Below are 14,505 nucleotides of genomic sequence, written 5' to 3'. Positions count from 1 at the left end.
ATTCCTGATGGCAATTTCCACGTACCAATCTGCAAAATCAGACCAGATAAAATCGTAAATCCTGCTCATACCAGCCTGCCCATAGTGGAAGTTCTGAAACGGACGTTTCTACATCGCCAGCCGGTCCCTGCAAGCGGGCTTAAAATCCATGAATCGGCGAGGGTGGTAACTCACCCCGAAGATTCACTTCGGGCTGCATTCCATCAATCGCGCTGATCACGAACCTGCCCGCATTCCAGATCTTGTTCGCGAGGTAGCGATTGGCTTCCACTTTCTTCACCCCGACGTTGGTGTCATTGCGGGCGTGGAACCCACCAACATCGTGAAGCGCAGCGCATCTGTTCAAACTCGTCTATCACGATCAGCGGGTCGAGCACATTGCCGCTGGTCTTCGACATTTATGTCCATGCTCATCGCGGACAAGTCCATGCAGGTACACGGTGTGGAATGGCGGGACTTCTGTAAACTCAAATCGGTCATGATCATGCGCGCCACTACAAAAAAGAAGATGTCATACCCCGTTTCCCGTAGGAGGTCGGGTGCAGAAATACTTCCAAGAGATCGGGGTTTGCGAACTCAAGTTGGTCGAGCGTGGACGAGGTCCACAGGCCGGACGAACCATGTATCAACACATCTTCATCCTGATGAATTTCCTTTGAACCGCAGGTGGCGCATTGGAGTCAGGTCTTCCGCGTGCGGTCGCGCGTTCTCGAGAGACAGCCACACACAGGGATGCGATGTCCCCACCACAACTGACAGCTGGTCCACCAATCCTTGATGTTCTCAAGCCCGTTGAAATAGAGTCACCTCAAAGCGCTCAGGACACGATCTTGATGCGCCCATCGCGCACAACATCCCAACGGCATTGGCAAGTGTTCGATCTTCACGAACCATTGTTCCCGAGAGATCATCAACTCGACAATCTCACCGCAGGGCTGTGAACGCGGAATAACGGTCGGTGCGTTCTGGCTCAGTCTTGATAACAAGGCCTGCGGCTTTCATATCAGCCCAGTAGATTCTTGCATGCCTCAGATCCTGTCTTGACCTTTGCTGGCCGCCGTTTTCGTTGATCTTCGCCTCTTTATCAAGCATCGGAATGATCGGCGGGTTGTGGCAGTGGGCGATGGCGTAATCGTTCGGGTCATGGCACAGGAGGGCGATCTTAAGACGCGCCGTACAAAATCCAAGCCTTTGGCGTATTCATCGGCAATCACGGGGTTTCACGTCAGAGATCCGGCACGATGGCTTTTTGCCGATGAATTTCTTGAAACGTTCATCCTCAAAGTTGGGTCCTGCCAGCAGTATCCCCAGGATACGTTTCCGGGACGGATGGTGGCGGCAGGAATGGAACTCATCAGACCAGCGATCCCGTATTTGAAGTAATACAGGTTGGCGTTCTCTTCGGTGTATTCCGCCAGGAGTCTGAGGGCTTTACGGCGGTCTTCAGTCCCCGGGCGACCAGGGACTGAGGCGCGGGCCGCGATAGATCAAGTCCTTTTTCATACAGGCGCACAAATGCCTCTCGGACGTGCCCGACTCGGGCCTTCCGTCAGGTAGCGAAGCGATTCCTGGTCCCAATCACACAGGAAGCGCCGGGCGTCAGAGATGGTTGTAGATCGTGCCGCCGTATTTCTTCTTCCATTTCCATGTGCGGGCAATGAATTTTTTAGCGGCCAAATTCCTCGCGGGTGATTCCTCGGTCTTGGTAGGTCACGCTCCACCATTAATTGCGTGGCAATGCCCGCGTGATCGGAACCAGGGCACCCACAAAGATTGAATAACCTTTCATGCGGTGATAAGCTGGTCGCGAGGCCTGACGCTGACGAACATGGCATGACCGATGTGCGTCGCCCGTCACGTTTGGTGGAGGGATCGAAATAACGAACGGTTGATCGCTCGGGTCGAAATCTGGCTTGTTGGGATCATTGTGCGGTTTGAAGAATCCGCCCGCTTTCCTACATCGCATAAATGCGCGGCTCAGTGGATTTGAAATCGTAGGCTTTTGGTAATTCCTGTCTGGTCATTCTTTCTCTTGTGTGAGGTAAACAGGTATGCGCACATATTCTTTATATACTTGTTTACGTATCTACTTCTGGAATAAAATACTTCGTCCAAATGAGGACGAAGTATCACTCCGCGCTACCCCCTCAGTTCACTAATGACTTAGTGCGCTCTGTGACTGACAATTATCAGTCCATGCTGTAACGGGCATTCCCGTGCCGTTCTACTCTCGCAATGGATTTCTTCGGCACATTCATCAGACGACTTCAGCGATGATTTCCTGCGGATGCTTCCACCATTTTGGTCTCGATATCCCTTCGGCACTCGACCAACACATCCTTCTCTGTCAGGCTTTTTTCACCTACTACTTCTGAATGATGGGATTATATGCTTTGGAGAATGATTAGTCAAGCCGTTCGGTTTCTGACGTAACAGAGGCACAAGGTTCCGACATCCGATAATACCCCTCCCCCGCACAAGAGCGACAAAGGATCACGTCATCTTTCAAGACCTCCCGCTCGTTCATGATTTCCTCCCCACAGACCTCACAAGTCACCTTTTTACCCGGCATGCTCAAAATCCGCGCAAGCGGCGTATCCAATTGCACATGCTGAAAGACAAGCAAATCCACCGCAGGCATCACCTGATAAGCCGATAGCATCGCCTCCCAGCGAGTGCTCGAATTCGAGGAGTATTCAAGCGCAAGAGAACGAGCCGTCTGCGAAGGCGCAATTCGGATGGATATTTCAGTGTGGATATCAATAAAGGTAGCCGCAACCTTTCCAAAGTCCACGACACGAAGCGTGCGATTGCCTACACGACAGCCCGTCGCGGCAGTGATTCCATCTACGGCACAGCCATCTGATTCTGCGATCACAAGCAGGCGCTTATCTTTGCGCGGCAAATCGAACCCCAGAAGTTCACCAGCATACAGTCCCATGCGCACCCAATACCTGGCGCGGACAAAGATGATCATGATAGCGTGAGCTTTCACGCAAAATTTCTTCGAGCATTATTTTTCTTCCAGAGGAGCGAAACCACCGCCAAACACTTCCTGCGCAGGTGAAACGATGACTACGGCCTGCGGATCTTCCTTTGCAACGGCCGATTTCAAATTGTGCCTCGGTAATGGTCAGCGCACATCAGAATTGAGCGGTCCCTGCCTGTACATGCCTTTGCCCCCATCGAAGTTACGCCGCGCTTAAGGTCGGTGAGAATTCTACTTGAAACCGTCTCCGCTTTATCGGTAATGATGAACGCAAGCAATTGTCTGCGTCTCCTGCGCGGCACGAGCAATGCACGCAAGCCAGTATGTTTTCCCTCCTGTGATGGAGCAGCAGGCGCAGTCTCATCTCCAAAACGGGGAAGCACCTCTCCTGTGGCGCGCGTCATATTAATTGTGGCAACTGCAAAAACAGTTAGGAACAAGTAAAATAAAAAACCAAGCCCGATCATGATCTCACCTGAAACAGGTCCAACCGAAGCCCGATCAATGAACTGTTGCACATTTAAAGGCGCAGTAGGGAACAACCAAATTTTCGCGACCCATGAGGCATACAAAATAAGGAATATCCAAAATAATTTCTCCGCAATCTTCTGCCGAACGCCTCCCAAACTGAGATCGGAAAACTTGGTGGTCAACAAACTTTCGGCAAGATTCTCCGCCCACTCTGGCGATGGATGAAATGGCGGCACAAGCATCGCCGCATAGAAATCCGTTTCCATCAAACGCACACGGTAGCTCCATAATTCATAATAACGATAACGCCGCGCCTCAATAAAAAGAAACCACAAGACCAGCAGCGTATTCAATAAAATAACAGAATGATGAACGCTTGATTGACCAAACGCGATCGAAAGCGTCGCACCTGTGGCAACTACTGCCCAATTTGTCGTCGTGTCGAGTCGCTGCCGCCAGACGTTCGCGCGCTGTATCTCTGCGCGGAAGAAATGCACCATTGCCGTGACGAACTCGCTTGTCTTGAGGTGATATCCGCGATATGTCCAAACGGGCTCTTCGGGTACTTCTTCCTTTTTCGGTTTTGATCTTGCCTTGGTGGATGATTTGACTGCCATTTGATTTTTCTTTCTGGATGACGAACCGCTTCTTTCTTAGCCGAAAGCTGATTCTGTTTCGTGAAATTTTGTTACACCGTGAGTGAGTCTACCCCCGCAACGGACTCTGCTTCGTGTGGCTTTCGTTGCGGTTGCGTGGAGTGCGTCGCACCAGACAGGTAGGAGAGAAATCCACTCTATGAGTTAATTCTGCTGACGGAGATTCGTCAACCCGTCTGGTGCGACGCACCTTTTCATTTCGGTAACTTATATGCTTCCTTCGTCGGTTTCAGCGGACGCGCCAACCAGTACGGACGACGATTTCCATCGGGGCTGACTTTGTCGGCAGAGCGGGTCATCGCCAGCCACTTGCGATAGATTTCCATGGACTTGTTCGTATCCACGAAAAGGTCGCCTGCTTTTTCGCCTGCTTCCGCCTTGCGGATGCTGAATACCTTTTGCAGCCAGCAATGGACTCCGCTGATGGGGTCGGGATGCACAGCATGGGCGAGGTTCTGGTTCACGCCTACGTTGCTCCACCAGATGCGGCTGGTATCGGGGTCGGATGATTCCCACGCCTTTGCGCCGTGAACCACGCGCATGAGAAATCCGCCTTTGCCGTCGTCGTGCAGTTCAACGAGATTGGATGAACCTTTGCTCACGCCTTTATCTTCCTGCAAACGCCAGCGTCCCAAGTGATGGCTGATGGCGATGATGCCAGGTTTGATGCCTTCCGTGACCCAGACCGAATCCACGAAGTGACCGATCTCGGTTTCCACTTTGGCGAGGTCGCCTGTTTCGAGACCAAAACGTTGCGCGTCTTCGGATTCATCCAGATAGGATTCTTGTGCGAGATCTCGTACAGCCATTTCGCATTTGCCGAGCGGGTGTGAATCAATGTCGGCAAGCGGAAGTTCGGCAGCAGAATCATCTCGCCTTTTGGAGCGGTCAATCGTATCGGGGTGGACGTGACTCTTCACCGACCACGGGATGACATTTTCTTTTTCACTCCAACCCCAATTGGCAAGCGTGTCGCTGAAGAACTCGAGCTTCTTCGACGGAGTATCAAATCCAGGGTTTGACCACACCGTCCACCGCCAGACCAACGCCAGAAGAGTTCTTTGGGCGCGATCATCTCATCCAATTGATAATCAGTTTGGCTTGTGAAGCGTCTTTGTCGAAGGGAGAATAATTCTCCTTCTTAACTTCAAAGACTCCATACTTGCGCATGTACGCCAGCGGAGTCAATCCTTCTTTTGCGGCGGCTTCGGGCAGACCAGGCACGGAGTTCTCGAAAATCCATTGATAGTATTCATCCACGGTGATGATCTCGCCAGGGCGATACGGCGACTCGAACCACTGACGAATGCCGAGCGAACCATCGGGGTCCATCTTCGCGGAAAGTTGAATCCAGAACTCGTTCTCTTCCCACACTTCGCCAGGGTTGGCTTGATAGGTGAAATCCACCTTCATGCCCGCGCGTTCCATCGCAACGCGGCGCACAGGTTGACGGAATGCGATCCACTGACCCGCGTGCGTTTCCTGACTCATCAGGTCGTGACGTTCAGGTCCATGACCCGTGGGCAAAACATAATCTGCGAACCATGCGGTCTCGTTCCATGTGGGCGTGAGCGCAACATAGCATTTGATTTTCGAGTCTTCATCCTTGAGCGCCTTGAGCCACATGAAGCCATCGGGGTTGACCCACATCGGGTTGTAGACGCGCGTGAAATACACGTCGATGTCGCCGCGCCCTTCTTCGAGCATGTGCGGCAAAAGGATGGACATCTCATAATGCGCGAGCGGATACTCGATGGGGTAGTGCAGTTCGTTCCATGTTTCGGGAGCGGGCGCGCCCTTGAACGGCTTGGGCACGAACTTATTCCAGCCCGTCATCGACGTGCCGCCTTTGTTGCCGATACTGCCCGTCAGCACATTGAGGAAGAGCAGACAGCGCGCCACCTGCCATCCGCCCAAATTGCCAACGCTCGCAGAGCGCCAAACGTGCGTGGCAAGTTTGCCTTCGCAATTGGCAACGAGTCGCGCCGTTTCTTGAATGCGCTCGATCGGCACTTCCGATTCCTTTGCGGCGCGTTCGAAGGTGTATTCGGCGTAGAGGTCTTTGAGCAGACGGTCGAACAGGTCGAAGGCTGAAGGTTGAAAGCTGGATGAAGAACACGCGCTTCGAATCTCCGCCGCAAGTTGGTCGCTGTTTACTGACAACTTTCCATCGGCGACGGCTTGCAGTGTTTCCTTCCAGTTGACCCATTTCTGCATGAAGTCTTTGTTGTACAAATTATTTTGGATCAGATGATTCGCAATCGAAAGCAGAATGGTGTTTTCGCTGCCAGGGTAGGTCGGCAGCCAGACATCGCTCATGGAAGCGGTGTTGCTCAAGCGCGGGTCGAAGGTGATGAGTTTCGCGCCATCCGTTTTGGCTTCGATGATGCGCTGGGCATGCGGGTTGAAGTAATGCCCCGTTTCGAGATGACTTGAGATCAGCAGGATCACTCGCGCATTCGCAAAGTCTGGGCTGGGACGATCCTGCCCGAGCCAGAAGTTATAGCCCGCACGCGCAGACGATGAGCAGATGTTGGTGTGGCTGTTGTGACCGTCCATACCCCAGGTTTGAACGATGCGGTTGGTGTATCCGTCTTCGCCAGGGCGACCGACGTGATAGACGATCCCATTCGGGCGGCGCTTCTTGCTCTCGCGCATTTTCTCCGCGATTTCAGAGAGTGCCTGCTCCCAAGAGATTTGCTCCCATTTGCCTTCGCCGCGCTTGCCGACTCGCTTCAGCGGATACAAAATCCGCTCGGGGTCATAGACTTGATTATGAGTCGCGGGTCCCTTGGCGCAGTTACGTCCGCGACTGCCAGGGTGGACGGGGTTGCCTTCAAACTTGCGGATCTCGTAGGTGTCCTTGTCCACGTAGGCGAGAAGTCCGCAAGCAGATTCGCAGTTGAAGCAGACGGTCGGCACGAGGGTGTATCGCCGCGCAACTTTCTTGGGCCATTCCTTGCCGTCCCATTCGACCCAGTCATCCCACACATCGGACGGGGGATACTGGCTGATGCGCCCATCGGGGTGGACGACTTCGGTCAGTTTGATGGGCTTGCGGTCAGAGTCCGTGAATTGCGGGACGGCGGTGCCTGCGGAGGTTTGAGGATTTTTGTTTTTGATTTACTCGGTTGGTCGAGTAGGCGTCTGTTTTTTAACAAAATATTTCTGAGAACTGGTGGGCTCGCTGCTTCGTCTCGACCACCGAGTTGCTTTACGAATTTGGAATATGTTGCGGCGCCATTACGAAGGCGTATTCGTAGAAGAACAAGCCGACGAGCGTGGCAAGGACAGCAACAGGCAGCGCGGGCGCGAAGGCGATCATCAGCAGAAGCGGGATGACATGTCCCAGCGCGATGCCGCCCCACCAGTAATGGTTGCGGAATTTGCCGTGGGTCATTTCGCGGGAGGCGAGCATGGCAGTGTCGGTTGGGAAGGAATTGAGTTTGCCCGCGAAGGTCATCAGCAAGTTGACGGCGATGCTGGCAGGGAAGAGAACGGTCAGCAAAGCAGTCAGGTCAGCGGGGAAGTTGACGAAGAGATTCAGGATGAAGAACACGCCGCTTGCAACCATTGCAGATTGTGACAGCAATTGGAAGGGCAGCAGATTGTTCTGCCACATGTCGCGCCCTTCGGCTTGACCAAGCAGGAAGGCAGTGTAGATGACCACACCCAACGCAAAGGGGAAGACGATCCACGCAGCGATGGGTCGAATGCCTGCTACAAAATCCGCAGGGAGGATGTTCCAGAATGCGCCCGCTTCGAGCAGCCACCACAATCCAGCCACAGCCGTGAAAGTGACCATGATGTACGCGCCGCGCGCCACCCATGATTTCCATTGCGGGCGGAGCAGAATATTCAAGAAACGTTTGGGTTGAGACAAATCTTTGATGAGCAAGATGGTCGTGATGAGCATGAAGACCATCGCGGTGAAGCCTGCGGCGAGGAAGGTCGCAGAGTCAAAGTTGAAAGATCCGAACATCGAGCCGAGACTCAACAACATGAAGATTCCGCCTGCGATGCTTTTGGTGACCAGATACGAAGGCAGTTCCCAATGCCATTGAATCTTGTGCTGGGCGTTGTAGGCAGTCTGCACCATTTGCTCGGCAACACGTCCGCCAATTTGAATGGGACCGTTGAGTGGGCGTCCCTGTTCCTGCGGCGCACGAAGCGGTGTGCCTGATTTGGATTTTTTGTTGATGATTGAAACACGGGAAGTTCATAGGGCGATGTATTCTGTTCAGTGATTTTGTCTGCCCAGACATAACTGTCACTTGCGGGCGCAGCAGAAGGATGCAGCGACCAATCGTTGCCGTTGATGTAGAACAGTTTGGGACCCGTCCCCTGCTCAGGCTTGCGAACGGTCACTTGCGCAGTGGACAACTTTCGGCTTATTTCTGAAGCGGGGTCGTTCAAGTCTCCAGCGAGGATCGCATGTTCGGGGCAGACCACCACGCAGGCGGGTTCGAGTCCCACATCCAAACGATGCGCGCAGAAGGTGCATTTTGCGGCGGTGTTGGTCTCGGGGTCGAGATAGATCGAGTCGTAGGGGCAGGCTTGCATGCAGGATTTGCAACCGATGCAGATGCTTGGGTCGAACTCGACGATGCCGTCTGCGCGTTGATACATTGCAGTGACGGGACAAATGCGCACGCAGGGCGGGTTGGCACAGTGATTGCAGCGCGTCACCTGAAAGCGGCGGCGCACATCGGGGAACGATCCCGTTTCCACATATTTGACCCATGTGCGGTTCACGCCGAGCGGCACTTGATTCTCGGACTTGCACGCCGTGGAGCAGGCGTGACAGCCGATGCATTTGCTTTGGTCAATAAGAAATCCGTAATTTGTCATTAGGCTGAAGACCTTTTCAATGGCTCAGGATTTTTAGATTTTTTGAAAACGAGTATAGACATACGGACGCGTATCACCTGATGGATTATGAAAGGTGTAGTCCAGACTTTCAATAAGGTTGAAGCCATCGCCGAAAAATTCACGCAGGCTTTCGACACTATGTCTTTGCACGGGCAACCCACTGCATATGGTTGCTCCGTTTAGGGCAAAAGCAGCCATGATCACATAGCCATCAGACATGACCGTTTTTTCTAATATCGCTTTATATGTTTGCCTATCCTGCTCTTCGGTGAGGAAATGAAATACGGCTCTGTCATGCCAGATTTTTACATTTTGAATTTGAAGTACAGCAGATGGATTGGTAATGTCATCTACGATCCAATGCACTCGGGCTGCCTGTTCTTGATCCAACAAAGCTTTTGCTTTCTCTAATGCGACATCACTAATATCCACAGCATACAGGTTCTGATAACCAAGTTCGAGTAAGTTGGCGATCAGAGCCGATGCGCCTGAACCGACATCCACGACAATCGCATCCTTCAAAACCGCGCAATTCTCGATCAACTGGAGGGAAGGCTGGGATTTTGATTCATACCAACCTAGTTGTGCAATCGGAGTGTCTGTATATTTTTTGTTCCAGTGGTCTTTCAGTGATGCCATATTTTTTGTTTGCCTACGCTGCCTGTGGAGGAACGACCGCATTCATGATCGCCGTTGTGAAATCGGCGGGTGTGACGCCAGGGGATTGAATGTTGAGGCGGTAATACGCTTCTTCGATTTTCGATTTGAGATTCTCAGGCGTGGCAGCGACACCGCGCAGAGATTGTTCGAGCGCGCCGAGAGCGAAGACGGGCAACAAGGTGAAGTCGCCAGAGATGGTGACGTCGTCAATGCGCCCTTCGCGCAAGCGGGCGATGATGCGGATCAAACCGCCCTGTGCCTTGAATGCCGCTTCGACGATGTGTACGTCCTGATGGATTTTCACGCCCTGCTGTTTGAGTTGACCCTTCTGATACAGCCATTCATCGGAAGTGAAGCGCGCGTCGATCTCCTGCGCCATGGCTTCTTCTTCGGCTGTCCATTCGCCTTCGTAGACTTCCATGCCCAACGCTTCGGAGACTTTCTTCATATAAAGGTCTTTGACCATGGCGCGGTCGGGCGTGGAGCCGAGCTGCTCAGACATTGTGGTCATGTAGGCTTCGAGTGATTCGAAAATCTTGTCGCGCATTTTCTCGGAGGGGACTTTCAACACCTGTGACATGGTTTTCTTGTCGAAGGTATACATCAGACTGCCGACGAGAATCTCAGCAATGCCCATCTGCGCCGCGCCTGTGCCGCCGATCTTCTTGCCATTGACATGGATGTCATTGATCGGACGCAAGTTGGCGGGAATGCCAAGCTCCTGATAGGTCGCTACAAGCGGGTCAATGTAAAGTTTGAATCGTTCTTCCAACGTGGCAGGCAAGTCTTCCTTGTGGAAGATCCATTGTGTAAATAACTGACCATTATCCAAAAACACCGCGCCGCCGCCCACTTCACGACGATAGACGGGTAGGTTGTGTTTTTCGCAGTAATCCAAGTCCACTTCTTTTTGGATGTCTTGATGATAGCCAATAGACACATACGGTCCATTTGGCGAGACCATGATGATGGTATTGGGTGTATCAGCCTTCATTGCGTACCCGACTGCGTGATAGACAGTCTGCGAGCGGAGCGGGGATACGCCTTCCATGTAGAGCAAACGGATTTTTTTGGACATTCGATGTCTCCTCAACTAAGATTTACGAACCGAATTTTGGATGAGGTTTTTTTGTCTTCCCTTTTTTTTATTTTTTTTGGGGAAAAGGGGGGGGGGGCGGGAACGGAGGGCGGCGGGGGGGAGGGGGGGGCCCCGCCGGCCCCGCCGCGCGGGGAAGCGCGGGCAAACCCAATCCGGGGGATCCGGCCGCCGAAACGGGCGCCTCCCCCCCCAAAAAAAGGGGGGGAAGCGGGGGCCCCCCCCCCCCCCCCCGGGGGGGACGACCGGGGCCCGCCGGAGAGGAACCCCCCGCGGCCACCCCGGGCCCCCCCCCCCCCGCGGCCCAACCCAATAAGACTTGAACTAATCAATGCAACGCAGGCAATTGACCTTTAACTCCTTGATTCTTTCCTTGTATTTCTCTGCCGCCACTTCGCCCGTGACCAGGTGGCTGGATTCTGCTTCGAGATTCGTCGGTCTTACTTTGACGAGCCAGCCATCGGTGTACGGTTCTTTGTTGGCGAGCAGGATATTCTTTGCAAATGCTTCTTCATTCGTTGCTACGATCTCGCATGAGAACGGCGCAGGGAACGGTCCCACCCACTTGGCGGATTCGATTGTCACCAGAACCTTGCCTTGCGCGACTTTTTTTCCGACTTCCCGAAAACTGAGCGCCGCGAATTTTCCGCAGCGGGTTTGCGCGACATCGGTCATGCCGAGCGTGGCGATCTCGCCATCGAAGCGAATCCACACATCGCGTTCGATGTCGTAGGTCAGGTCTTCGGGGATGTCACAGGCGTAGAAGATCATTCGTTCAGAATACTCCGCTGGTTGAGTAGGCGGCAGTGGCGTATCGAAACCAGCTCCCTAATCTTGATCTTCTTACTCGAAATTCAAATTCTGCTCTTCCATAAATTTCTGATACGCCGCCACCGCCGCTTCACCTGTCAACAGCGACGCGCTTTCGCCAGCCCAATCGGTGGGCTTCACTTTGACGAACCAGCCTTCGCCATACGGGTCGGAGTTGATGAGCGACGGATTGCCTTTCATCGCTTCGTTCACTTCCACGATCTCACCCGTAACAGGCGATGTCACAGGTCCCACCCATTTTCCGCTTTCCAACGTTCCAGCACTCTTTCCCTTTTGCACGGTGCGCCCCGCGTCCTTCGGCGTGGCGTTGACAATGCCCTTCGCCAAATTCTGCGCCACATCGGTGATTCCAATTTTCACCGTGCCATCGTCCATGGGCAATGCCCAGGCGTGTTTCTCCACCCAGTAGTAGAGATTTTCAGGAATGTTACATCCACGAACTGTTGCCATTTTATTCTCCTAATTGATGTTCGCCTTGCATGTGATACAGCAACATATCAAACACGACCAAACGAATTTCATGTTCATATTCTTTCACAAAACTCGGATCATTTCTTGCCTTCTTCGTCACCTGCTCATAACTATCTTTACAAACAGGGCAAGTCACAATGAAAAACGTATGACCCGTAAATTCATCCACGCGCACGCCCAATGTATCACCATGATTATCAGCCAGATGATTATGGACTTCTGACCTCTTACCGCTAAACTCACAATACGGACACGTGAACATCGCTTCTTTCTTAAGCCGCAACTGCTTCTGCTTCGAGCGGCATTTCCACACCGACGGCTTCCGCCACCAACTGAATGATGTCGCGGACTTCGATCTTGCCTTCGTTGCCAGTGGTCTTGACCGCGTCGGAGTACATGATCATGTCTTTGGGACAGGTGACGATGAAGAGTTGGGTCTTCGCGTTTGCGCCTTCGCCGAAGGTGGTCAACGCTTCTTTGATTCGGTTCTCGGCAGGACGTTCCCCAGGCGCAACCTTGCCCATCCAGATCTGACCGCCGCCTGCGCCGCAGCAGAACGAGTTCTCGCAGTTGCGCGGCATTTCGACAAATTCCACGCCGAGCAGTTCAAGCAACTTGCGCGGAGCGGTGAATCCGCCGTTGTAGCGTCCGAGATAGCACGGGTCGTGGAAGGTGACTTTGTAATTCGATAACTTATTCTTGACCGTGAGTTTGCCTTCTTCAATTAACTTGAGCAACGTCACGGTGTAATGCTTCACTTCAAACGTCCCGCCAAATTGCGGATACTCGTTCTTGAGCGTGTTGAACGAGTGCGGGTCGGTGGTGACGATCTGCTTGAACTGCGCTTTGCCAAACGCCGCCATGTTCTGCTCGACGAGTTGCTCGAACAGACCTTCTTCACCCACGCGGCGGACGTCGTTACCAGAATTGGATTCGTTCTGGTACATAATGCCGAAGTCCAAGCCGCCTTGATTGAAGAGCCGCGCCACCATTTTGGTGTTCGGGATGACGCGTTCATCGAAGGAAGCGGTATCACCGACAAACCAGAGATGTTCAACGGGTTCTTCGGTCGCGTTCTTGACGGGGAATTCCATTTCCTTCGCCCAGCGTCCGCGCAGACGTTTGCCTTTGCTCATCCAGTTGCCGTTGGTGGCGAGAGATTGAAGCGCGTTCTGCACGCCGCTGTCAATTTCGTAGCCGTCGATCAACATGCGGCGGCGGATGTCCACGATGTCTGCCATCGGTTCATTGCCGACAGGACACACGCGGACACAGGCATAGCAGGTTGTGCAAGACCAAACGGCTTCAGGGGAGATGACTGTCTCAGTAAGCGGAAGCAGCAACTTCTCAGGGGTGAGAGCCGAAAGTCGCTTCCTTGAGAAGATAACGCTTGTTCACTTCCAATGCCGAAGGGGAGAGCGGTCGCCCGTGAAAATTCGCAGGGCAGACATCCTGACAGCGATTGCATTGCACGCAGGCGTAGGCGTCCATCACGCGCGTCCAGGCGAGATCGTAAATGACCTTCGCGCCAGGGTCGTACTTTTGACCTTCGATGACCTTGAGCGGAATCGCAGGGTCGAGTTGACCGCGCGGATTTTGTTTCGCCAAACCGAGATTGACAGGCGACATGAAAAAGTGCGTGTGCTTGCTGCGCGAAAGATAGGGAATGATGAACATCACCCAGCCGAGACTGATCCACCACGCGACATGCACGCCTGTTTCAGACGCGCCAAAAATGGAATTGAGAAAACTTGCGATGGGCATGAACGGGTCAGCGCCTTCGGTGAGGCGATAGGCTTGACTGAGCACATGCGCGACAACATGCATGATGACGAACACGCCCACGGTGAGCGAGTCTCGCGCCTGCCCGCCCGCTTTGACTTTCGGATTCAGCAGCACGTTCTCGCGGAAGGTGAGCGCCTTATCTTTGACGATGAAGCGGCGCACCAAAAAGACCGTGATGGCAATCAACAGGAACATGCTCATCACATCGGCGATGAGATTGAACGTGTTGACCAATCCCGTCGGCGCGTTGGGGATGTGCTTGCCGCCATAGACCAAGTCGAAGCCTGGGACGAGTCCTTCGAGTACGTCCACAAGGTTGACGACAGCATACGTGATGAGACCGAAGAACAGTCCCATGTGAATCGCGCTAAGAACTTTGCGCGCTTTGAAGATCGTCTGCTGGAACAGAACCTTCACGCCTGCGTTGAGCAAACTCGCAGGAATGTTCTTCAACTCAGGCGCAGGTCGTCCCTTGCGAATCGAGTCGATGATGGTCTTGAACCCATGAAATGTGAACCCCGCCGCCGTAATTGCCAGCACAATGAAGATGATTTTTTCAATCGTTGTGAGCAACGTACCCTCCCGAAAACTGTTTTGAACCGCGAAGCCGCGCTTGTTCGCCAAGAAAACAATTAAATCTTTTTGCTTCTGGTCCCGAGAGCACCGCCTCGCAA

The 14,505-nt window shown here is 53.2% G+C and carries 11 protein-coding genes and 2 pseudogenes; all 13 read right to left on the bottom strand.

The features are described 5' to 3' along the window. Positions 1–139: 139 nt before the first annotated feature. The 13 genes and pseudogenes from IPI86_RS14425 to IPI86_RS14365 all read right to left on the bottom strand — a co-directional run bounded on the left by IPI86_RS14425 (position 140) and on the right by IPI86_RS14365 (position 14,404). On the bottom strand, positions 140–346 hold the full coding sequence (locus IPI86_RS14425; RefSeq protein ID WP_345298705.1) for a hypothetical protein: 207 nt from the start codon (positions 344–346) through the stop codon (positions 140–142). 578 nt (positions 347–924) lie between these two features. Beyond that, positions 925–1,092 carry a hypothetical protein gene (locus IPI86_RS14420; protein WP_345298704.1) on the bottom strand — a complete coding sequence of 56 codons (168 nt, stop codon included), beginning with the start codon at positions 1,090–1,092 and terminating at the stop codon, positions 925–927. Between the two features lie 1,312 nt (positions 1,093–2,404). Continuing rightward, a complete protein-coding gene (locus IPI86_RS14415) occupies positions 2,405–2,995 on the bottom strand; it encodes an FmdE family protein (protein WP_345298703.1) in 591 nt (196 codons plus the stop codon). Between the two features lie 116 nt (positions 2,996–3,111). Further along, on the bottom strand, positions 3,112–4,077 hold the full coding sequence (locus IPI86_RS14410) for a DUF2270 domain-containing protein (RefSeq protein ID WP_345298702.1): 966 nt from the start codon (positions 4,075–4,077) through the stop codon (positions 3,112–3,114). A gap of 233 nt (positions 4,078–4,310) precedes the next feature. Beyond that, positions 4,311–7,161, bottom strand: a pseudogene (locus IPI86_RS14405) (molybdopterin-dependent oxidoreductase). 169 nt (positions 7,162–7,330) lie between these two features. Further along, positions 7,331–8,967, bottom strand: a pseudogene (locus IPI86_RS14400) (4Fe-4S dicluster domain-containing protein). A 33-nt stretch (positions 8,968–9,000) separates the two neighbouring features. After that, entirely contained in the window at positions 9,001–9,627 is a 627-nt protein-coding gene (locus tag IPI86_RS14395; protein WP_345298701.1) for a class I SAM-dependent methyltransferase, read from the bottom strand. 13 nt (positions 9,628–9,640) lie between these two features. Beyond that, a complete protein-coding gene (locus IPI86_RS14390) occupies positions 9,641–10,726 on the bottom strand; it encodes a lipoate--protein ligase family protein (RefSeq protein WP_345298700.1) in 1,086 nt (361 codons plus the stop codon). 342 nt (positions 10,727–11,068) lie between these two features. Next, complete coding sequence (locus IPI86_RS14385; protein WP_345298699.1) at positions 11,069–11,515, bottom strand: glycine cleavage system protein H; 447 nt, start codon at positions 11,513–11,515, stop codon at positions 11,069–11,071. Positions 11,516–11,587: 72 nt separating this feature from the next. Next, positions 11,588–12,025 carry a glycine cleavage system protein GcvH gene (gene gcvH, locus IPI86_RS14380; RefSeq protein ID WP_345298698.1) on the bottom strand — a complete coding sequence of 146 codons (438 nt, stop codon included), beginning with the start codon at positions 12,023–12,025 and terminating at the stop codon, positions 11,588–11,590. A gap of 1 nt (position 12,026) precedes the next feature. Then, on the bottom strand, positions 12,027–12,329 hold the full coding sequence (locus IPI86_RS14375; protein WP_345298697.1) for a hypothetical protein: 303 nt from the start codon (positions 12,327–12,329) through the stop codon (positions 12,027–12,029). Next, positions 12,319–13,389: a (Fe-S)-binding protein gene (locus IPI86_RS14370; RefSeq protein WP_345298696.1), complete on the bottom strand. Its 1,071-nt coding sequence runs from the start codon at positions 13,387–13,389 to the stop codon at positions 12,319–12,321. Before IPI86_RS14370 ends, IPI86_RS14375 begins: the two co-directional genes overlap by 11 nt. 4 nt (positions 13,390–13,393) lie before the next feature. Then, the gene (locus IPI86_RS14365) at positions 13,394–14,404 is read right to left on the bottom strand and encodes a hypothetical protein (RefSeq protein ID WP_345298695.1); all 1,011 of its coding nucleotides are present in this window, start codon (positions 14,402–14,404) and stop codon (positions 13,394–13,396) included. Between the last annotated feature and the right edge of the window lie 101 nt (positions 14,405–14,505).

Source organism: Candidatus Villigracilis affinis (assembly GCF_016705895.1).
GTDB classification, from domain to species: Bacteria; Chloroflexota; Anaerolineae; order Anaerolineales; family Villigracilaceae; genus Villigracilis; species Villigracilis affinis.
Note: the sequence above shows the minus strand (reverse complement) of the source record. Positions and strands in the feature narration are given on the sequence as shown.

What these genes read in the sequence shown, in the direction of transcription:
- IPI86_RS14395 (WP_345298701.1), bottom strand. Translation starts at nt 9,627, where the DNA reads ATGGCATCACTGAAAGACCACTGGAACAAAAAATATACAGACACTCCG.
- IPI86_RS14390 (WP_345298700.1), bottom strand. Translation starts at nt 10,726, where the DNA reads ATGTCCAAAAAAATCCGTTTGCTCTACATGGAAGGCGTATCCCCGCTC.
- IPI86_RS14410 (WP_345298702.1), bottom strand. Translation starts at nt 4,077, where the DNA reads ATGGCAGTCAAATCATCCACCAAGGCAAGATCAAAACCGAAAAAGGAA.
- IPI86_RS14385 (WP_345298699.1), bottom strand. Translation starts at nt 11,515, where the DNA reads ATGATCTTCTACGCCTGTGACATCCCCGAAGACCTGACCTACGACATC.
- gcvH (WP_345298698.1), bottom strand. Translation starts at nt 12,025, where the DNA reads ATGGCAACAGTTCGTGGATGTAACATTCCTGAAAATCTCTACTACTGG.
- IPI86_RS14420 (WP_345298704.1), bottom strand. Translation starts at nt 1,092, where the DNA reads ATGCTTGATAAAGAGGCGAAGATCAACGAAAACGGCGGCCAGCAAAGG.